19 protein-coding genes and 1 pseudogene are annotated in these 20,353 nt (G+C 54.5%); 7 read left to right on the top strand and 13 right to left on the bottom strand.

Going from position 1 to position 20,353, the window contains the following annotated elements:
• Positions 1-5: 5 nt before the first annotated feature.
• Positions 6-1,601 (bottom strand): GMC family oxidoreductase, encoded by a 1,596-nt coding sequence (locus tag ABYP39_RS02980; protein ID WP_372781054.1) that lies wholly within the window; start codon positions 1,599-1,601, stop codon positions 6-8.
• Positions 1,602-1,775: 174 nt separating this feature from the next.
• Between ABYP39_RS02980 and ABYP39_RS02975 the strand changes: the two genes are divergently transcribed.
• Positions 1,776-2,288, top strand: coding sequence for an SRPBCC family protein (locus tag ABYP39_RS02975; RefSeq protein ID WP_372749002.1), 513 nt, complete (start codon positions 1,776-1,778; stop codon positions 2,286-2,288).
• Between the two features lie 51 nt (positions 2,289-2,339).
• Here ABYP39_RS02975 and ABYP39_RS02970 read toward each other — a convergent pair whose 3' ends face one another.
• From ABYP39_RS02970 to bioA, 7 genes are all read right to left on the bottom strand, one after another.
• On the bottom strand, positions 2,340-2,906 hold the full coding sequence (locus ABYP39_RS02970; protein ID WP_372781052.1) for a YtfJ family protein: 567 nt from the start codon (positions 2,904-2,906) through the stop codon (positions 2,340-2,342).
• A 129-nt stretch (positions 2,907-3,035) separates the two neighbouring features.
• Positions 3,036-3,443 carry a secondary thiamine-phosphate synthase enzyme YjbQ gene (locus ABYP39_RS02965; RefSeq protein WP_372781050.1) on the bottom strand — a complete coding sequence of 136 codons (408 nt, stop codon included), beginning with the start codon at positions 3,441-3,443 and terminating at the stop codon, positions 3,036-3,038.
• A 50-nt stretch (positions 3,444-3,493) separates the two neighbouring features.
• Complete coding sequence (locus ABYP39_RS02960) at positions 3,494-4,654, bottom strand: thrombospondin type 3 repeat-containing protein (RefSeq protein WP_372781048.1); 1,161 nt, start codon at positions 4,652-4,654, stop codon at positions 3,494-3,496.
• A 12-nt stretch (positions 4,655-4,666) separates the two neighbouring features.
• Positions 4,667-5,752 (bottom strand): OmpA family protein, encoded by a 1,086-nt coding sequence (locus ABYP39_RS02955; RefSeq protein WP_372781046.1) that lies wholly within the window; start codon positions 5,750-5,752, stop codon positions 4,667-4,669.
• A gap of 51 nt (positions 5,753-5,803) precedes the next feature.
• Positions 5,804-6,595 carry a dioxygenase gene (locus ABYP39_RS02950; RefSeq protein ID WP_372759077.1) on the bottom strand — a complete coding sequence of 264 codons (792 nt, stop codon included), beginning with the start codon at positions 6,593-6,595 and terminating at the stop codon, positions 5,804-5,806.
• Positions 6,592-7,401, bottom strand: coding sequence for an ion transporter (locus ABYP39_RS02945; protein WP_372781044.1), 810 nt, complete (start codon positions 7,399-7,401; stop codon positions 6,592-6,594). Before ABYP39_RS02945 ends, ABYP39_RS02950 begins: the two co-directional genes overlap by 4 nt.
• A gap of 10 nt (positions 7,402-7,411) precedes the next feature.
• Entirely contained in the window at positions 7,412-8,701 is a 1,290-nt protein-coding gene (bioA, locus tag ABYP39_RS02940) for an adenosylmethionine--8-amino-7-oxononanoate transaminase (RefSeq protein WP_372781042.1), read from the bottom strand.
• A 148-nt stretch (positions 8,702-8,849) separates the two neighbouring features.
• On the opposite strand from bioA, the gene ABYP39_RS02935 reads away from it, so the two are divergent.
• The gene (locus ABYP39_RS02935; RefSeq protein ID WP_372750310.1) at positions 8,850-9,104 is read left to right on the top strand and encodes a hypothetical protein; all 255 of its coding nucleotides are present in this window, start codon (positions 8,850-8,852) and stop codon (positions 9,102-9,104) included.
• Positions 9,105-9,125: 21 nt separating this feature from the next.
• Here the strand turns inward: ABYP39_RS02935 and ABYP39_RS02930 are convergent, their stop codons facing one another.
• Complete coding sequence (locus ABYP39_RS02930; RefSeq protein ID WP_372750309.1) at positions 9,126-9,884, bottom strand: SDR family oxidoreductase; 759 nt, start codon at positions 9,882-9,884, stop codon at positions 9,126-9,128.
• Positions 9,885-9,900: 16 nt separating this feature from the next.
• On the bottom strand, positions 9,901-10,821 hold the full coding sequence (locus ABYP39_RS02925) for a sterol desaturase family protein (protein ID WP_372781040.1): 921 nt from the start codon (positions 10,819-10,821) through the stop codon (positions 9,901-9,903).
• Positions 10,822-10,849: 28 nt separating this feature from the next.
• On the opposite strand from ABYP39_RS02925, the gene ABYP39_RS02920 reads away from it, so the two are divergent.
• From ABYP39_RS02920 to ABYP39_RS02910, 3 genes are all read left to right on the top strand, one after another.
• Positions 10,850-11,923, top strand: a complete 1,074-nt coding sequence (locus ABYP39_RS02920; protein ID WP_372781038.1) for an AraC family transcriptional regulator — start codon at positions 10,850-10,852, stop codon at positions 11,921-11,923.
• A 99-nt stretch (positions 11,924-12,022) separates the two neighbouring features.
• Positions 12,023-12,496 (top strand): TM2 domain-containing protein, encoded by a 474-nt coding sequence (locus ABYP39_RS02915; protein ID WP_372758431.1) that lies wholly within the window; start codon positions 12,023-12,025, stop codon positions 12,494-12,496.
• A 44-nt stretch (positions 12,497-12,540) separates the two neighbouring features.
• Positions 12,541-13,911, top strand: coding sequence for a class II fumarate hydratase (locus tag ABYP39_RS02910; protein WP_372781036.1), 1,371 nt, complete (start codon positions 12,541-12,543; stop codon positions 13,909-13,911).
• 17 nt (positions 13,912-13,928) lie between these two features.
• On the opposite strand, the gene ABYP39_RS02905 is transcribed toward ABYP39_RS02910, so the two are convergent.
• The 3 genes from ABYP39_RS02905 to ABYP39_RS02895 form a co-directional block, all read right to left on the bottom strand.
• A complete protein-coding gene (locus ABYP39_RS02905; protein WP_372781034.1) occupies positions 13,929-14,939 on the bottom strand; it encodes a hypothetical protein in 1,011 nt (336 codons plus the stop codon).
• A gap of 93 nt (positions 14,940-15,032) precedes the next feature.
• On the bottom strand, positions 15,033-15,512 hold the full coding sequence (locus ABYP39_RS02900; protein ID WP_372781032.1) for a YbhB/YbcL family Raf kinase inhibitor-like protein: 480 nt from the start codon (positions 15,510-15,512) through the stop codon (positions 15,033-15,035).
• A gap of 24 nt (positions 15,513-15,536) precedes the next feature.
• Positions 15,537-16,832, bottom strand: a complete 1,296-nt coding sequence (locus ABYP39_RS02895; RefSeq protein ID WP_372763929.1) for a S8 family peptidase — start codon at positions 16,830-16,832, stop codon at positions 15,537-15,539.
• 247 nt (positions 16,833-17,079) lie between these two features.
• Here ABYP39_RS02895 and ABYP39_RS02890 point away from each other — a divergent pair, with 247 nt between their 5' ends.
• Positions 17,080-18,906, top strand: coding sequence for a PAS domain S-box protein (locus ABYP39_RS02890; RefSeq protein ID WP_372781030.1), 1,827 nt, complete (start codon positions 17,080-17,082; stop codon positions 18,904-18,906).
• A gap of 354 nt (positions 18,907-19,260) precedes the next feature.
• Positions 19,261-20,353: pseudogene (locus ABYP39_RS02885) on the top strand (hypothetical protein); the annotation flags it as partial.

Below are 20,353 nucleotides of genomic sequence, written 5' to 3'. Positions count from 1 at the left end.
GATTGTCACTCCTTGTTCAAGATAAAGTCGGCGCAGCGTTCGCCGATCAAAACACAGGTGGCATTGGTATTGCCGGAAAGTATGGTTGGCATAATGGAACCATCGGCGATGCGCAGGTTTTCTACGCCATGGACGCGTAGCCGATCATCGACTACTGCCAGTTCGTCGTGTCCCATCTTGCAAGTGCCCACCGGGTGATAGACTGATTCAGAAATATTGCGGATGTATTCAAGCAGCTTTTCGTCGTTATCAACATCCGGGCCGGGCATCAATTCGCCACGATGGTATTTTTTTAGGCTCGGTGCTTTAAATATATCGCGTGTCTTCTGCACTGCGGCCAGTGTGTGTTTTACGTCGTGCTCGGTGGACAGGTAATTGGCACGAATCAGAGGGTGAGTTTCCGGGTTACGGGCACGCAAGTGAACAGATCCGCGGCTTGTGGGCCGTAGATAGCACACGGTGGCCGTCGTGCCGGGAAGGGGGTTGATCCGACCTTTTTCATCGGGCTCGCCCGCAGCGGGAGTAAAGTGAATCTGAGCGTCCGGGCGCTCAACCTCGTCGGTTGTGCGGAAGAACGCGCCAACTTGCGATGCAGGGTGAATCAGTAACCCTTTGCGTTTGAAGGCGAGCTTGGCAAGGTTTTTCACCATGCCCAGTGGTTTGAGCTCGTCGTGAAATGTCGTGACATCGGTCAGTGAACATTGGGTATTGACGGTGAGGTGATCTTGCAGATTTTCACCCACACCCGGTAAATGGTGAACGGTCTTGATGCCCATTTTCTGCAGGAACTCACCATCGCCTATGCCCGACAGTTCAAGTAACTGAGGCGAGTTGATCGTGCCGCCACACAGAATGATCTCGCCGCGACATTCGGCGCGCATTTCTTTACCTTTCTGGCGGTATTTGATGGCCGTTGCTTTCTTGCCGTCGAATTCGATGCGAGTGGTCAGGGCATGGGTTTGCAAGTCGAGATTGGGGCGATCAATGCACTGTTTCAGAAAGGTTTTTGCGCTGCTTTGGCGCAGGCCATCCTTGATATTGAGCTGGTAGTAGCCGATGCCTTCTTGGCGTTCGCCGTTGAAATCTTCGTTGTAGGGGATTCCAGATTCAATGCCCGCCTGGATATAAAGCTGGGCGAGCTCCATTTTGTCGGTCGGTTCGTCGACCCAGAGTCCGCCGCCAATGCCGTGATATCGGCTGGCGCCGCGTACGTTGTGTTCCGATCGACGAAAATAGGGCAGCAGATCGTCGTAGCCCCAGCCGCGATTGCCTGCTTTGGCCCAGGCATCGTAATCCTCTTTTTGACCCCGGATGTATACCATGCCATTGATCGAGCTGGAGCCACCCAGGACCTTGCCCCGAGGCCAATCGAGCTCGCGATCATTGAGATGGGGCTCAGGTTCTGTCCTGTAGCACCAACTTGTTTTGGGGTCTTTCATGGTAAAAGCAAAGCCCAGCGGAATATGCACCATGGGGTTGCTGTCTTTGCCGCCGGCTTCAAGCAGAAGAACGCGGCGGCTGGCTTCCCGGCTTAGGCGATTGGCCAGGGCACAACCTGCCGAACCGGCGCCGACGATGATGTAGTCGTATATCTGGGTCATGGTGCTATCCGAATAGTGATGATTGCAGGTGGGCTCGGGCTGCAGTGTTCAATAGTGCAGGAGCCGGCAATGAATGCGGCATATGGTCGTTAATTACTATACGCTTGTAAAGTGAAATGGGGCGGTGGTAGATTGAATCCCCTATTAAATTTTCGACATAAAAACGGGGTTCCCATGACATCTCAAATTCCCTGTACGGCGGTCGGCATGGATTTTTTCGACCAGGCGCCATACTGCTTTACGGCTACCGAGACGGTTAAAGCCTCGCCAGAGGCCATTTTTGCGGTATTTGAGGACGCCGATTCCTGGCCCGCCTGGGCCGATCCCATCCAGCATGTAGAGTGGACCTCGCCGCAACCCTTTGGGTTGGGGACAACCCGTACGGTTTCGATGATGGGTGGCTTGATAGGTTGGGAAGAGTTCATTGCCTGGGAGCGGGGCAAGCGCATGGCTTTCTGCTTTACCCACGTAGCGAAAGATAATATCGAATCGTTTGCCGAAGATTATGTCGTTGAAGATCGTGGCGATGGCACGTGTCAGGTGACTTGGCGCATGGCAATGGCGCCGAAGGGTGCGAGTAAGGTGTTTATGCCCCTGTTCTCACCCGTCATGGGGTTTATGGTGCGGCGAATGTTTCGAAAGTTTCGTCAGTACACCGAAGCGCAGGCTCTTAAGGCTGCGCTGTGATTGCAAGGCGAACCGGCCGTGGCGCCGGTTCGTGCATCGTGTGAGCGGGTGTTATTGCTGCCGTTTGGCTATTTCGCTGTCAATGAGCTTGAGCGTTGACTCGATTTCTTTTTTGTTGAGCTTGCCGTCTTTCAGGTAAAGGATATTGCCATCGCTGCCCAGAACAATCAGCGCTGAGCTCTTCGCAGTCAGGTTCCAAAGCTGAAGACCGTGTCCTTTCATGTCGGCGACCATCGCCGAGGTAGCGTACTCGCGCTTGTTCTTTTCCAGCTCCGAGAGTGCCCAGCTGGACATGCCAAAAGTCACATCATCCAGGTTCACAACGGTGGTGACGTGAATCAGCTCTTCGGGAAAGCCGGCTTCTTCCAGTCGATCCGTAAAGGGGCGAATCTGCTTTTCCGCCGAGGGGCGTGCCGCCATGTACTGAATAATCTGTACCTCGCCTTTGGTGTCGAGGTTTTTGGTGCTCCAGGGCACATAAACGATGTCATTCTGGGCGTCGAGTGTCAGCTCGCCCTTGTCTTGGATCATCAGTTCCGGCAGTGGCTGACCAGCACTCAGTGCCAAAGCCTGCAGGGAATAGAAAATTGAAAAAAGTACCGCAACTGGTCGTAACATATTGAGCATCCTGTCTTTTTATGGAGCACCTAAAGAGGCGTTCCGAATGGTATCACAGCCGTTTGGTCAGTGAAGGCCCATTATGTTGCTATCAGATGAATTTAAGCTGAACGGTAATGCTGCGCTTCTTTACGATCCGATATGCACGATGACACGGCGCTCGCCGGCAAAGTGCCGGTGTTCCCAGAGATAGATGCCCTGCCATTGCCCCAGTGCGAGCTGCCCGCTCAGTATGGGTATGCCGAGGCTGGTGGCAGTTAACGCGGCTTTGATGTGAGCCGGCATGTCGTCGGGGCCTTCCAGTGTGTGGGTGTAGAGCGGGTCGTTTTCCGGCACCAGCCGATTCAGCCAGTTTTCCAGGTCATATTGGGCGGAAGAGTCGTAGTTTTCCTGAATCAGCAAGCTCGCGGAAGTGTGCTGGATAAAAAGGGTGCATAGGCCTTCCTGAATGTTGGCCTCGCGTACCAGCTTCTGCACGTGCCCAGTGAAGCTGTGCAGCCCCTGGCCGGGTATATTCAATGTCAGTGTTTCAATCATGCTAAACCTAAAAGGGCAGCCGCAGCTGCCCTTGAATTGTATGACTGCGGCTACGGCTCCTGATTATCAGGGCAACCGTTGTCATTGAGGTCGATGAGGCCTTGAGGGATAGTCGGGCAGGCGTCTTCACCATCATTTTTGTTATCGCCGTCCGTATTGGTGTTGTTTGGGTCGCTCCCCAGACGGGCTTCGTCACCATCACTGAGGCCATCGCCGTCTGAATCCGGGTTGTTGGGATTCGTACCGTTAGTGATTTCGTCGCCATCATTGACGCCGTCATCATCCGAATCACTGTCTGCCGGATTGGTCTTCGGTTCAACCGTTACTTCTTCACCATCACTGCGACCATCGGCGTCGGTGTCCGTCTGGTTCGGGTCAGTACCGAAGGCGGCTTCATCGGCATCGCTTAAGCCGTCGCCGTCACTGTCGTCACAGGCGTCGCCTTCGTCATCGGGGCCGCCAACAGTGTTGCTCTGATCACTGTTGGGAATCAGCGGGCAGTTGTCGGATTCGTTGGGAACACCGTCGCCGTCTGCGTCACTGTCGCAGGCTTCACCGAAACCATCGCCATCCGTGTCGGCCTGGTTCGGGTTGGGCGTAAACTGACAGTTATCATCGCAGCTGCTGGTGTTGCCACCGGCGCAGAGCGAAAGACGCGCGCCATCGCCGTCGCCATCGTCGAGTATATTGTCATTGTCGTCGTCGGGGTCGCAGGCATCGCCCTGACCATCGAGGTCAGTATCGCGCTGGTCGGGGTTCAGGATGATTGGACAGTTGTCGACGTCGTCTAGAACCGTGTCTTGATCAGTGTCTTCGCAGGCGTCGCCTTTAGACGTGCCAAAATTGTTTTCTTGCTTGGGATTGGGCGTCACCGGACAGTTGTCGTCGCAGTTCGTGGTGACGCCGTTGGGGCAGGGGGTAAACACCGATTCACTGCCGTCACCTTTGGCTGTCAGGATGCCATCGTTATCAAAATCATCTTCGCAGGCATCACCAACACCATCATTGTTAACATCGGTCTGGCTATGGTTAGGAGTCCACAGACAGTTGTCGTTGGCGTCCAGCACACCGTCATCATCCCGATCGGGGCCCTCTGGTGAGAGCAGCTCTGCAATGGTGGTGTCCCCTTCGTCAGACTTGCAGCCTTGCAAGGAAAGGGCGAGGCAAAGCGCCAAAAGCAGTGTTATCCAGTTTGCTTTTTTGTGAAGCATTCTACAGTTCCCTTATCTTTGAATTCGAAATTCCACGCGGCGGTTCATGGCGCGTCCAGAGGCCGTACTGTTGGTGGCAACTGGATCGGTTTCACCGTAGCCCCGGGTGCGCATGCGGCTAGCGTCGATGCCGGCACGAACGAGGAAACTTTTTACGGAGTCTGCGCGCTTCTGTGAGAGATCCATATTGAAGCGTGCCCCGCCCGACGAGTCGGTGTGGCCGGCAATTTCCAGGCGAATTTCTGGTTGGTTCTTCAGGAATGAGGCAATGTCGGTGAGGCTCTCAACGGAGTCGCCGGTCAGGTCGGCAGAGCCACTTTTGAAGGTGATGCCCTGCAGGCGCACAACCTGAGCTTTTACAACACAGCCGTATTCGTCAACTTTTGCACTGCGCAGCGTATTGGGGCAACGGTCAATGCTGTCGACCACACCGTCAAAGTCTGAGTCTGTCGGGGCTGCCGGAATTTCGCGAACCACTTCCTTTACTTGGACAACGGTGCGAACGGTTTCCTTGTGACCCAGTGGGATTTCGAAACCCAAGCTCACGTGGGCATCGTTGTAATCTTCCTCAAATTCGCTCGCGACGTAGCGCGCGTCAATGCGAAATTTGAGGCCGATGTCAAACAGCTCAGGTGTTACCAGACCTAAACCCGCGTTGTAAAAAAAGCTGGTGTCGTCGTCGCGGGGAATGCCGGGCAGATCATACACGTCGTCATGCACCGCGCCGATGCCAAGCAAAATAAATGGGCGAAGCTGATCTTTGCCACGAAAGCGATACGCTATGTCAAGGCCGAGATGGCTTTGGTAGTAATCCGTGTAACCACCGATACCGTTTTCCAGCGCGTTGTGTGCGAGGTTTCCTTCCCAGTACCAGCCATCGCGAATTTCACGACCAAAACCCAGGCGAAAGCCGCCACCATCGTCGTCGAATAAGGCACGCTCTGAATCCTGATCTACATAGTAGCCCTGACTAAAAAAGTAGAGCTCGGGTTGGCTGGTATTGCTGTGCGGGGCGCCGGATTTCTCCGCCTGTGCGTTAGAAAGTCCGGCTGTTCCTAACAAAAATGCGGCCAAAGTGGCCCCCATGCGACTTGGCATCGCTGCACTCCTTCTTCAGGTTATTTTGATTCGGCCAAATGGTATCAGTTATTAGTGTCTAGTAGTACTTTCCGAAGTAGACACAAAGGCAAAGGAACGCATGCTGCAGTTTTCGAGAGAAATGGGCGGGTATTCAGTCATTTGTAGTTTGTCGCTGGGGGCAGACATGCCTGCGATGACCAGCGCAGGCAAAAAGTGTTCCGGTGTGGGTACCGCGAGTTCAGCGCCGGGCAACGTTGTGTAATTGGCCAGTGCCGTGAAATCGCGATTTTCCAGCGCATTTGTTGCGGCGCGATCAAAGGCGCGGGCCCAGTCGAAGGGGCCGCCCGGATCACGCATCCATTGTCGAATGTTGTGCACCATGTTGCCACTTCCAATGACTAGCACGGCGTCATCGCGCAGCCAGCGCAGCGAGCGTCCCAGCGCGAGAAATTCTGCTGGGGATTTGCCGCGATCTAGGCTCAGTTGCAGCACAGGAATATTTGCGTTGGGAAATAAATGTACCAATATTGACCAGACGCCGTGATCCAGCCCCCGGTCCGAATTGGGCTCAATGTCGCCCGATGAGTGGTGACAGATGTGATTGGCGAGTTCGGGTTCGCCGGGGCAGGGGTAGCGTATTTCACTCAGTGACTGTGGAAAGCCGGAAAAATCGTGGATTGTGCGGGGATGGTCGGAAGCGGTAATGAACGTGCCAAACGTTTCCCAGTGGGCCGAGATCACTAAAATGGCGCGCGGCGGATGCCTGTCGGCAATAAAACGACGCCAGTCATCGGTAAACTGATTGCCCCTGAGCGCGTTCATGGGGGTGCCATGGGCCAAAAACAGCACGGGTTGGGTCATACCGACTCCGGAAGTTTTGCACTGCAATACTTGCAGTATAGCGCATCTGTTTCGTGTCCTCCCCGGCCGCAGTTGCTGCAGCGAGACGGGCGCCGACTGCGCTGTGATTCCTGAATCAGTTCGGCGCTAAAGATGCCGGTGGGAATGGCAATGATGGCATAGCTGGTGAACATGGCGATGCCGGCGACGAACTGGCCGAGAGGGCTCTGCGGCGTGATATCGCCGTAGCCTACAGTCGTGATGGTGACAATAGCCCAGTAGATGCTCTTGGGGAGGCTGGTAAAGCCGTTTTCTGGGCCTTCTATCAAATACATCAGGGAGCCAAAAATCACGACAACGGTGATTACACTGAAACCGAAAATAATGATTTTGCGTTTGGCGGCTCGCAGGGTTCGGATCAGCAGGTTCGCGTCAGCGAGGTAGCGCAGTAGTTTTAGTACACGGAAGATGCGCAGAACCCGCAACAGACGGATCACCAGCAGCTGCTGTGCGCCGGGAATGAACAGTGCAAGGTAGGTGGGCAAGATCGATAGCAGGTCGACCATGCCGTAAAAACTGAACAGGTAGGCACGGCGGTTAGGTGAGCAGTAAAGCCGGGCGATGAATTCCACAGTAAATGCGATCGTAAACACCCATTCCAGTGTTACCAGGAGTCCGCCAATGCGACTGTGAACCGCGGCCACGGTATCGAGTAGCAAGACGCCGACACTGCAGAGAATCGCGAGAATCAGTATCAGATCGAATAGCTGCCCAGCGCGGCTCTCAGTGCCGAATATTATGTCGTAAAGGCGATTTTTAAATGGCATGGCGGCTCGGTTACAGGATCTGCTGGAGTGTGTTGACCATCGCGCCGGTGAGGGTGGCCAGGTCGTTATCGTTCATGATGTAGGGTGGCATGGTATACACCAGTTTGCCAAAAGGGCGCACCCAGACGCCGTTGTCGACGAATGTTTGCTGATGCTTGCGCAAGTCTAGTGGTTCTTCGAGTTCTATGACGCCGATGGCGCCGAGTGTGCGTACATCGCTCACGCCTGGTAGTTGCCGCGCTGGTTCCAGCCCGCGCGTGAGGCCGGCTTCTATACGCTGTACGTTGCCAGCCCAATCCTGTGACATCAGCAGCTCAATGCTGGCGTTTGCAATGGCGCAGGCTAAAGGGTTGCCCATAAAAGTGGGGCCATGCATAAAGGCGCCCGCTTCGCCTTTGCTGATAACGTCACTCACGCGGTTGGTGCACAGCGTTGCTGCCAGCGTTAGGTAGCCGGCGGTAAGGCCCTTGCCCAAGCACAGAATGTCGGGGCTGACCTCGGCGTGTTCGGCAGCGAACAGCTTGCCGCTGCGGCCAAAGCCGGTGGCAATTTCGTCAAAAATCAGCAGTACATTGTAGCGATCGCACAGCTCGCGAAAGGCCGTGAGATAGCCCGGTGAATAAAACCGCATGCCGCCAGCGCCCTGTACCACGGGCTCGACAATCAGGGCGGCAATTTCCTGATGCCGTGTTTCGAGCAGTTTCTCCAGCGCAGCAATATCCTGGGTATTCACGGGTTCGTTAAAGTCGGCCGATGGGGCGGGCACAAAATGGTGCTGTGGCAGATTATTGGCAAACAGGTGATGCATGCCGGTGACGGGGTCACAGATGGCCATCGCGCCCATGGTGTCGCCGTGATAACCATTGCGCAGTGCAATCAGTTTGTGCTTTTCGGCCTTGCCGCAAGAGGCCCAGTACTGCAGTGCCATTTTAACCGCCACTTCGACTGCGACGGAGCCGGAATCGGCGAGGAACACTTTTTCCAGGCCGGCCGGGGTCATCGTTACCAGTTTTTGGCACAGTGATACAGCAGCAGGATGGGTCAGGCCGCCAAACATGACATGCGACATACTGGCCAGCTGATCGGTTGCGGCCTTGTTTAACACCGGGTGGTTGTAACCGTGAATAGCCGACCACCAAGAGGCCATGCCGTCGATGATTTCGCGGCCATCGGCCAGGGTCAGACGGACACCCCTAGCGGACACAACGGGAAATACCGGTGGCGGGTTGTCGAAGGAAGAGTAGGGGTGCCAGATGTGTTCCCTATCCCATTGTGTCCAGTCTGCCTGCCAGTTTGTCATATCCTGCCTTGTATCGATGATCGTTCGCGTTGTTGCGCATTGTAGCGTAATGCAGGTGTATTGCGTGGTAACTACGTATGTTAGTGGCAGCCGCCTCGGTGTATTTTCGCATCGTGAGGTATACGGTTTACAGTGAAGAGGCGCCACTATGTTGACGAGTAGTACGAGAGAAAGAAGGAAGGGGTTAGACTCAGTACCTAACAGCCTGGAGATCTATCTGAATGCCTCGCAAATAGCGACGCTTCAGCAAGTGGAGCATTTTGGTTGGACGCTTCAGTATGTGCGCAGGCCGCTGTTTATGGAGCCGGTGCCCATCTTGTTTCATCGTGATATGGGTACATACGCAGTACTGGAAATGGACGGTAGTCTGAACCGCAATGTCGATGTAGCCGTGCGGCACTAGCCGCACCACTGCAGTCCCCAATTAGTATCCTGCCAGCGATCGGATCAGCCACGCCGCCAGGCTGTTCGGCAGTAATTTCCGAAGAATACGCATCGTACCGTACTTTATTCCTACCACGTGGTGCACCTTGTCACTGGAAAGTGACTTCAGCACTACCTGAGCAATATCTTCTGCCTTGAGATCGACACCCATACTTTCAATAATTTTGCTGTCGTTGCCTTGCAGCAGGGGTGTGCGCACGAAAGAGGGTTCAACGGCCGTTACATGAATGCCGTGTTGTTTCCACTCAATGTTCAGTGCTTCTGTCATACCCTTTACCCAAAACTTTGTTGCCGAGTAGTTGGCCAGACTGGGTATTCCGTAGACCGACGAGGCCGACGACATTGTGACCGCCCAGGCTTGTTCGCGTTTTTTCAGATGTTCAAATGCAAAGTAAAAACCGTCCAACACCCCGCGTATATTGATATCTATTGCCAGGTGATGCCGCTCTAGGGGGATGGTCTCGAAGGGTGCGATATCCATGATGCCGGCGCAATTGAAAATCGCGTCGAGTTGCCCGACGGAAGCCACATAAGCATCGATCGCTGCTTTAAGTTCGTTTGAACGGGTCACATCGCAGATATGCACCTCACACTGAGCCTCGCCCAAAATTTGGCGCAGGTTCTCCAGCGCTTCGCGGTTAATATCCAGCAGGCCGATATGCCAACCGTGTCGGACCAGCAGTTCTGCGGTTGCACGTCCGATGCCCGAAGCGGCGCCAGTAATGATAATTGTTTTCATTGTTTCACTCCTGCCCTCAGGCAATTTCCATATCCGGTGAGGTCTGTTCGGAAGACGGTCTACGCCATTCCGGGGGCTTCCATAAATGTGCGAGTCGCTGTGACAGGGGGCCGGGACGCAAAACGTCCCGCAACATGTCGCGCCACTCGTGAAAATTTATGGTCAGCAGGTTGTTGCTGACAATCTGGCGGGGAATTCCGTAGTCGACGGGGGTGTCGTCGCGCTCAGCCTGAAAGGTGCCAAACAGACGGTCCCAGATAATCAGAATGCCGCCGTAGTTCTTGTCGATATAGATGGGGTTGCGACCGTGGTGGGCGCGGTGGTGACTGGGGGTGTTAAACAGCCACTCGACCAGAGGTGAACAGCATCCCACGGCTTCGGTATGCACGAAGTATTGGTAAGCCAGATTAATGGAGTAGGCCACCATTACCGCTGCCGGAGGAAAGCCCAGCAGAATCAGGGGCAACCAGAACAGTTGGCTGAGGTTCAGGGAGTAGGTGATGCTTTGACGCATGGCCGTACTCAGATTCATGTGCTCGCTGGAGTGATGGACCACATGGGCGCACCAGAACCAGCGAATGCGGTGTGATGCGCGGTGAAACCAGTAATAGAAAAACTCCTGGCTGAACAGCAGCACCCCCCACATGGGCAGTGTCATTTCCACAGTGGTAAGGCGAAAATTCCAGACAAAGGCGAACAGCGCACCAAGAAATATGATGTGATATACCATCTCGACGGCCTGATAACTGGCGCCAAGCGAAAAGTTGGTGGCGATGTCTTTTAGTTGAAAATGTTTCAGCTGTCCGCGCCGGCGCATCAGCCAGTATTCAATCCCCAATGTAACGATGAACAGCGGCGTGAGGGTTGCCAACAGAATCTGTTTGGGTTCAGGCTCGTGGCCAATAATGGCAATGTAGAGATCTATCCAGTTAGTCATCGCTGTGCCTCTTACGTGTGGCGCTATAGTGCAACAAAATGATGCGCAGGAATTGACCGGCTCGGACATATTTTTGATAATTGACGCCATGATGCGCGAATCCTATGTCTCTACTGCTTATGTGGGCCTGCTCTTTGAGTTCCTGCGCCTGCGGGGCCTCGATCCGGTGGTTGTGCTCGGGGAGCCTTGGCCGGATACCCGGAGCGACCCGCTGCGGCGTTTCCCCATGTCAGAATGGCAACGCTTATTGAGCCGCGCGCAGGAGGCCCTGCAAATACCGGCCATGGGGCTGGAGATAGGTCGACTGATCACGCCAGCCCATATCGGTATACTCGGCTATGCTCTGTTGGCCTGTGCCAATCTCGGTGAGGCTTTGACCCGGTTCGAGCGCTACGTTCGACTGGTCTACGACCATGGGCCAATGGATACCCGCTTTAATGGCAATTCGATCGAGCTGGAGTGGGGTGAGGAATGTGTGCACCCGGGGCAGCTAGCCGACGAGTTGGCGATTGCGGCACTGGTGCAATTTGCGCGCAATGTATCGGACCGCCCATTGGCACCCGACTATGTCTGCTTTCTCAATCCGGCACCTGCCGATGTAACACCCTACCGCGAATACTTTGGCTGTGACGTGGCCTTTGAGCAGCGTTCAACTATCGTTCGCTTTCCGCTGGAGCAGTTGGCTCTGCCGCTGCGTCAGGCTGATCCGGCGCTGCTGAGTATATTGGAAGCTCAGGCCGATAAATTGTTGGCCGAGCTGCCTCAAGGGGATGGTTTTGATCAAACAGTGCGGCTGGCCATTTCTCGATTTTGCCGCAGCGCTACTCCCACCCTAAATAATGTTGCCAGTGATCTCAAAATGTCAGGCCGCAGCTTACAGCGTAAGCTGCAGTCGCGGGGTTTGAGCTTCCAAGGGCTGCTGGATGAAACCCGGCTGACCTTGGCCAAAGATTACCTGCGCGACGGCCACTTGCAGTTAACTGAAGTGGCACAGATGCTCGGCTACTCGGAGCAGAGCGCCTTCAATCACGCCTTCCGTCGCTGGACCGGCATTTCGCCCCGCAAGTTTCGGCAGTTGCTAATGGCGGGGCACGCCCCCTGAAAACACGCTAACCCGTACTACAATTACCTGTTTGGTCGACGATTCGTCAGTGGATCATCTATAGTCATTCTGTGAGCGATTCGTTTACGGGAGGCGGGAATGGCTAAAGCGGTCGCAGGCCCCGCGCTGAAAGGCGTTGTGTTGGATTTTGACGAAGACACCAGTCGCGGCATCATTTCTGCGCTGGATAGTCACCGTTATGAATTTGAGGGTAACAACTGGTTGTCGGAGCGTTTCCCTGGCCCCGGTATGCATGTGGACTTTGTGGCAGATGGGGAGCGCGCAACGCAGATTTATATCGACCCCTGCAATCCCAAAAGTGCCTCCAAAAATCGTATGGCGGCGGCGTTGCTGGCATTCTTCTTCGGCTGGCTAGGCTTTCACAAATACTATCTTCACAACAACCAGCCTGCCACCATCATGCTTTGTGTTTCCCTGGGTGGCTTGTTGCTGCTGGGGGTGCCAACCTTGATCATGATGGTGATCGGGTTTGTTGAGTTTATTCTGTACGTTACAACCACCGACGAAGAATTCGAGAAAGTGTATGTCAGCGGCCGAAAGGACTGGTTCTAATCGCGGCTTCGGCAGTATGACCGGGCAGAAGGGTTCATGAGTCTATGACAGAGAAAACACGGATTGAAAAAGACAGCCTTGGCGAGGTTAAGGTGCCAGCGAACGCGCTCTACGGTGCGCAGACACAGCGCGCGGTCGAGAATTTCCCGATCAGTGGTCAGCCTCTGCCCTGGGCTTTTCTTCAAGCGGTCATTCAGATCAAGCGCTGCGCCGCCAAAGCCAATGCCAGAATTGGTAGCCTGAACGGTGATACTGCCGAGGCCATCGTTGAGGCCTGTGACCAGCTTCTTGGTGGAGGTTATGAACAGCAGTTTCCGGTGGATGTCTACCAGACCGGTTCTGGCACTAGCACCAATATGAATGTCAACGAAGTGGTCGCTGCGCTGGCCACTAACGCACTGGGTCGCGAGGTGTCGGCGAACGACGATGTGAATTGCAGTCAGAGCAGCAACGACGTTATACCGACTGCCATTCATGTGTCGGCCTATATCGAGCTGGATAGCTTGCTCAATAGTCTGGAGGCACTGAAAAGCGGCATTGTTGCGCGGGCTCGGGAATGCCATCACCACGTTAAAACTGGTCGTACTCACTTGATGGATGCCATGCCGGTGCGGCTTTCACAGGAGTTTATGGCTTGGTCCGACCAGCTTGAACATTGCCATACCCGGCTTACTGAACGACGCCAGGATCTACTGCGCCTTGCCCAGGGAGGCACGGCAGTGGGCTCCGGTGTCAATGCCGATGCGGAGTTTGCACAGGCTTTTGTGCGTGAGCTAAGTGAACTGACCGCGGTTGATTGGCTGTCGCCGGTGCGAAAGTTTGCTTTGATCGCGAGCCAGGATAATGCTGTCGCATTGTCCGGTGAGTTGAAAACGCTGGCCGTATCTTTGACCAAAATTGCCAATGACTTGCGCTGGATGAACAGCGGACCGCTGTCTGGACTCGGCGAGATCCAGTTGCCGGTGCTGCAGCCTGGCAGCAGTATCATGCCGGGCAAGGTTAACCCGGTGATTCCTGAATCCGCACTCATGGTGGCCGCCTCTGTGGTTGGCAATGACACCACGATTACGCTTGCCGGACAGTCCGGTAATTTTCAGCTCAACGTCATGCTGCCCGTGATTGCCGCCAAATTGCTGGAGTCAATTCACTTGCTTACTACGACCTGCAGCAACCTGAACAGCAAGGCCATTGCCGGCTTTACGGTTAATGAACAGGCGCTGACCGCCAGCCTGGCAAGAAATCCCGTGCTGGTGACCGCGCTCAATCCGGTGATTGGTTACATGAAAGCTGCTGCGATAGCCAAGCGTGCTTATGCCGAGCAGCGTCCGGTAATTGATGTCGCGCAGGAGATGACGTCGCTGAGCAGAGCGGAGCTGGAAAGCATTCTTGACCCGGCCAAGCTTACGGGAGAGTAGTGGCCGATACGTTTCGCTTAGGCCGTTTGCAGTCGCGACAGGGCTTTATTGTCCGAGACCCGCTCTTTAATCAGGTCGAGCGATTCCAACACAATATCCTCCGCCACGCGATCCATGCCCGAGGATTCTCGCAGTAACAATTCCATGGCAGCCTCCACGACTGTTTCTACCAGCTGCTGGTTGTCTACATGCACCAGGTCGTCAGCTGACTGTTTGAGTACGTTGTAGACGATGTCGCTGATGGTGCGTTCCAGCAATTCCACTGTGTAATCGCCGATCACCGGAACTTTTTCAAGTTTGCCAATATCGTCGCTGGCCTCCATGGCCTCGCGAATCCGATGCAGCAGATAGTTTCGAACGTCTCCGTGATGACGCTCCAGTTGTTGTTCAAGGCCTTGCGTAACGGGTTCTGCTACAGCTTTTGCGATGGCCTGCTTGCGCGGCAATATTACCCGTTGTATCAAATCGCGCATGATCGGTTGGCCGTGCTGTATTTCATCTTCGATGCCGTTGAGTACATTGATAACCACGCGGTCTGCAATGTGTTCCATCAGTACGTCGTAGTTTGCGCGCGCAAAGCGCGCCGGGCGTGTATCGTGCAGATTGATAACGCCGAGCTGCTGCAAGCGATACAGCATCGACACGATGCGCAGCAGGCGCAGGAGTCGAAACCCCGTTAGTGGAATGCAACCCAGTACTTCATACCAGTGAATAAAGGGATACCAGTACCAGCGCGCATAGCGACGGCGACGAACGGCTACCACCCAGCGCACCAGTAGTTCAGCGATAAATACCGAAACGAATATCAGATCGTAGTGCAGATAATCGGGGTGAATGTCGTTAGCGTAAAACCGGTGGAAGCTCGGGGCAACGGCCTGCAGGGCACTGGAAAAAAACTCGAGAGTGAACAACCAGTCAAAGGTTAGCCATATCAGGTTCACCATCAGCAGCCCGAGCATTACAAGGTCGACAGCGAACCAAGTCGCTTCCTGGTTATTGCGCAGTTTTTCTGTGTTGAGATTCAGCATAGGCCTGAATCCTAAGGCGCTGGCAGCGAAGGGCAAGTCGGTGGGTAATACTACCAGAAGCAAATGGCCTGCCGGGCAGGCCGATGAACGCCCTTAGGCGCGCTGATAGGTTCCTACCAAGCGGTTCATGCCAATCACATGGGGTTCAATAGTGTCTAACAGTTGCCAGAGGGTGAGGCCGGCATCGAACTTCTGGTCGGTATTTAACGCAAGAACCCAAAAATAATACTGATGCATGCCATGTCCGGGCGGCGGCATAGGGCCGCCGTAGTTGGTGTTGCCAAAATCGGTTTTTCCGGCCGTACCGGCGTTTGTGCCTTCCTCCAGACTGTTGCAATCTGCGGGCAAATTGTAGAGCACCCAATGAACGTAGCCATAGGTGCCGCCGGGAGAAACCAGTGGCGCGTCGGGGTCGTGACAGATCACCGCAAAGCTTTTGGTGCCCGCGGGTGCGTTTTCCCAGCGTAGTGCCGGCGATACATCTTCGGCCTCGCCGGTATGTTTTTTCGGGATTGCGCCTGCGTTGGCAAAGGCGCTGCTGGTCAGGGTCATGTCAGATAGGGCGAAACCCATAGTTTCCTCCGTGTATTGTGCGAATTATTTGTTGTTGGATATTTGCAGTAGCTTGTTTGGCACACCTTTGTTGTCGCGTATTTTGCCGCTGGCGGTGAGTGTCAGGAGCTGCTTTTCAATGTCGGCGGGGGAGAGCTTGGGGTTTTTCTCCAGTAATAGCGCTACCACGCCGGCCACATGTGGGCTGGCCATTGATGTGCCGCTGATGGTTTTGGTTGCCCGATTGCTATCGATCCAGGCAGAAGTTATGTCTTTACCCGGTGCAAACAGATCGGCGCAGCGGCCATGGTTGGAAAAATCAGCGCGACGATCGGTCTTATCGCTGGCGGCCACGGTAATGGCTGGTTTACTGCGGGCTGGCGAATAATCGCAGGCATCTTTGTTGTCGTTGCCTGCGGCAACGACCACGGTAATGCCTTTTTTGATCAGTTTTTCCACCGCCTCGTCAATGGCGCGCGAAGCGCCACCGCCGAGGCTCATGTTTACGACTGCAGGCTGCTGAACATTTTTCGCAATCCAGTCGAGGCCGCCAATGACGGTGGAATTGGACCCTGCGCCCTGGCAGTTCAGTACACGCACTGCATGTAGGGTAACACCCTTGGCAACGCCCCATTCGCTGCCACCGACGGTGCCGGCGACATGGGTACCGTGGCCGTTACAATCGTTGGTGGGGTCGTCGGGGTTTTCCTTTTCACCAAATAAAATGGCGAAGATCGGGTCCAGCAGGCCTGCCGGCGGTTGTTTGGGATCGTCGCTGGTGTTTTCGCCATTACCCAGCCGGCCAGAAAAATCCTTGTGATCACTTCTTATGCCGGTGTCCACAATATAAGCGTGTACGCCTTTTCCGGCTGCCGAATAGCTGAAGGTTTTATTCAGCGGCAGGTCTTTTTGGTCTATGCGGTCAAGTCCCCAAGTGGCGTTTTTCTGAGACTGTTCGGAGATACGCTGAATTGCGTCTTGTTCAACATATTTGACGGCATTGTCGAGGCTGAGGGCTTTTACCTGAAGCGGGTTCAAATATGCGGCAAAGCCATTTAACACGCTATTGAAGCTAAGGTCCGCCTGGCCGCCGTACCGGCTCATCAGCGCGTCCAGAGTCCGGTTGACCGCGACCCCCTCTTTGAGAACAACAATGTATCGGTTTGGCAGCGCGTCGGCTACGTTCAGAACCTCGCCAGCGTTACCCCCTAGTGCTTTGTTGACCGTTTTTGCCGGTTCACTCAGGGTTTTATCTACGCTATCAAGCAGGCCCGCGTGTACGGAAGTGCTCGCGCCCATTACGGCGACGAGTGTTGCGCGTGTCAGGAGTTTTCTGACCATTCTGCTATCCCTCTGTTTCTCAGTATGTTGGCACGCTGCAGGTGCCAGACCGAGCCATGATAGCAGCCGCTATACGAATGGCTAGCTTGAATAATTTGGAAACTTCAATGTTGAATAATAAGCACATAGATGTCGCAGTAGGTATAAGCCACGGTGGCCGCTCTTGGCGCGGCTTCGTAACCTGCGGTTGGTAGCTCTCCCCGGAGTGTTTATTACACACCGAGTTCAACTTGGAAGACGTATACCCATGTCCAATCTGATGGAAACCCGGCGGTCTGCACACGTACTGGTAGTGGCGTGGGTGTTCGTGGTGGTCTTCTTTTTACTTGATCTGCTGATTCCGCCTGATATTGCCTCGGGTACAGCGTATGTCATTGTGGTTTTCATTCTGGCTCGCTATGGCCGCTATGATCAACTTCCCCTGATTGCTTGCACAACCATGGCGCTGGTCGTCGTAGACACGTTTATCAGTGGACCGCAGTTCGTGGACTGGCCCATTCTGTCGAATCGAATCATGACGTTGATGGCTATCGGTATATCAGCGGCGCTGCTGTTGCAGCAACAGCAATTGCGTGAGCAGGATAAAACCAGAGATATTCTGTTTCGTAATTTGCTTGATTCGGCGCCCGACGCGATGGTTATTGTAAACGAGCGAGGGCATATTGAGTTGGCCAACAAGCAGGTAGAAGCGCTGTTTGGCTATAAAAAGTCAGACCTGATCGGCCGGCCTATTGAAGTGTTGATGCCCGAACGTTTTGCCCAGGCTCATGTCGGTTCGCGCAATGGTTATTTCGCGTCACCGGTTACCCGATCTATGGGACAAAATATTGATTTACGTGCGCTCAAGCAAAACGGTCAGGAATTCCCGGTGGAAATCAGTTTAAGTCCACTGGAGACCGATCAGGGCTTGTTGGTGTCGGCCGCTATTCGCGACGTTAGTGAACGACGTGAGGCCGATGCCAAATTCCGTAACTTGCTGGATTCTGCGCCTGATGCGATGGTCATCGTGGGCGACAATGGTGAGATTGTTCTGGCGAACAAGCAGACGGAATCAGTTTTTGGTTATTCCCAGGATGAGCTGGTGGGACAGCCGATAGAAATTCTCATGCCCAAGCGATTTCAGGGTAAACACGCACACCACCGGCAAAGCTTTTTTGTTACTCCGATTGTTCGAGAAATGGGCCGCAACCTTGAATTATTTGGCCAGAAGAAAACCGGCCAGGAATTTCCGGTCGAAATCAGTCTGAGCCCGCTGGAGACAAAAGAAGGTTTGTTGGTGTCTGCCGCGATTCGTGATATTACCGAACGCAAAGACAAGGAGGTTGAGCTTAATCGCTACGCTCAGCAACTGGAGAGTAAAAACCAAGAACTGGAGCAATTTGCCTATATTGCTTCTCACGATTTACAGGAACCAATGCGTACTGTATCGAGCTTCGCCGGTTTGCTGCTTGATGAATACCGGGGTCAGCTGGATCAGAATGCGGATACTTATCTGCAATACATTTCTGACTCGTCGCAACGAATGACCTTGTTGATTAAAGGGTTGTTGGATTATTCCCGGATTGGCAGCCAGTCCACCTTGAGCCTGGTCAAATGTGATGACTTGCTCAGTGAGCTGCGCCAGGATCTTGAGGTGATCATTGTCGAACAGCATGCCACCGTACGTCATAGTGGTCTGCCCGAGTTGGTGACCTATGGCAATGAGTTGCGCCAGTTATTGCAGAATCTGTTGTCCAATGCCATCAAGTTTCACAAGCCGGGATGCCCGCCGGAAGTTACCGTGAGTGCAACCAAGCACGAAGCGTTTTGGCAGTTCACTGTGCAAGATAATGGTATCGGTATAGACCCGCTGTATCAGGATCGGGTATTTATGATTTTCCACCGCCTTCACACCACGGATGAGTATGAAGGTACAGGCATCGGGCTGGCTCACTGCAAAAAAATCGTGGAACTGCTTGGCGGAACACTCTGGCTGGATTCGGAACCGGGGGTGGGCAGTCAGTTCCATTTTACGGTGCCGGATCGCTCCGCTGAATACCGCCCGCCTGTAACGCCCCTCGAAACCGTCACATGAAGCTGGTTGCCGTTTGCTACATCCGCAAACGGTTGCGTCATCGCTGTCTATAATTACCTAAAAGGCGTTATTTAAGACCAATGTCATCCAGTAAACTCCAGTAGAGCACCTCCCGATACAGAGTTTGCGGGTATTCCCGTATAAAAACGCCGTGTTTGGAGAGCTATAGTGAAGGTGAAGCCTACGCTGTTGTTTATGGTAGGGTAATCACGGACGTTAAACGGTGAGGGTGAAGATAACTTGTTGTTTCAAAAAGCATTGGTGCTGCTAGTTACAGGGTTGTGTGCGCTGCCCATGGCAGTTTATGGCAATCCAAAGCAATCGCAGTCGCTGGAGCGCTGGGGAAACTCAGTGGTGAGCGCGCGCGCAATGCGCGCGCTTGAGCGGCCGGCACCGGAGCCGCTCACACGCTTTGCAAGGGGCGCCGCGTCGGCGTCTGTGTTGCTTGAAGTACGCGGCTCGGCTGAAACGCTTGATAGGCTCGAGCACTCCGGGCTCACATTGGCTCACCTTTCCAGGTCCTACGGAAGTGCCATTGTGGCAATTCGTTCGCTGCAGGAGCTGGAGCAACTTTCTCGACTGCCTGGGGTTATCCAGGTTGATGCGCTTGAACCGCGCATTGTTCGTGCGGGTATTGTTAACAGTCGGGCACCAGAGGCGATGCAGGCTAATAGTCCTGATTTCGGCCGCGCCGAGAGCCAGCGCATCGGTGTTATTTCTGACAGTTTTGCGATAACCAATGCCGTACGTGACACCAATACCACACCGGCAGCGGGGCAGGCGGGAAGCTTGCAGGGCAGTCGGCCACAGGATTCTGGTGATCTGCCTGCAGTTGTAAGTATTCTTGAAGAGGGCGCGGCCGGAAACACAGATGAAGGTGCAGCGATGGCGGAGCTGGCCCACGATATGGCACCCGGCGCGTCACTGGTATTTCACGCTGCCGGTGTGTCGCGAGCCTCGTTTGCCGAAGCCATTGATACCTTGTGTGGCGCTGGCCAGGCCAGCGTCGTCGTCGATGACATCGGTTTTCTGCTGGAACCTTATTACCAGGATGGGATTGTGGCGCAGGCGGCCCAGCGTTGTGTCGCTAAAGGTATTCCGTTCGTTAGCGCTGCTGGCAATGATGGTGATCAGGCATTTCGACAGCAGTACGTAGATCTCGATCCGGCAGGTGACGACCAGCCAGATCGCAATGCCGCGTTTGCTGCCAGCGGCGCGGATCTCCACGACTGGGGCGGCGGAGATGGCTTTTTGCAGGTCACCGTTCCGGCCGGCGGTGAAGTGTATGCCGTGTTGCAATGGAACCAACCATCCGCTTCCGTTAACTCGCAAGCAGGCTCGCAGATTGATCTGGATCTGTATGCAACCCGCGCCGATTCAGTACTCGCGTTGAACCCGTCGAACCCCGCCCATGCCGGTCGCAGTATTTCCGCGCAGGGAACAACGG

Origin of the sequence: Litorivivens sp. (genome assembly GCF_041625495.1) — a bacterium.
Taxonomy (GTDB): Bacteria; Pseudomonadota; Gammaproteobacteria; order Pseudomonadales; family Spongiibacteraceae; genus Litorivivens.
This window is presented reverse-complemented; position numbering and strand designations above follow the sequence as displayed.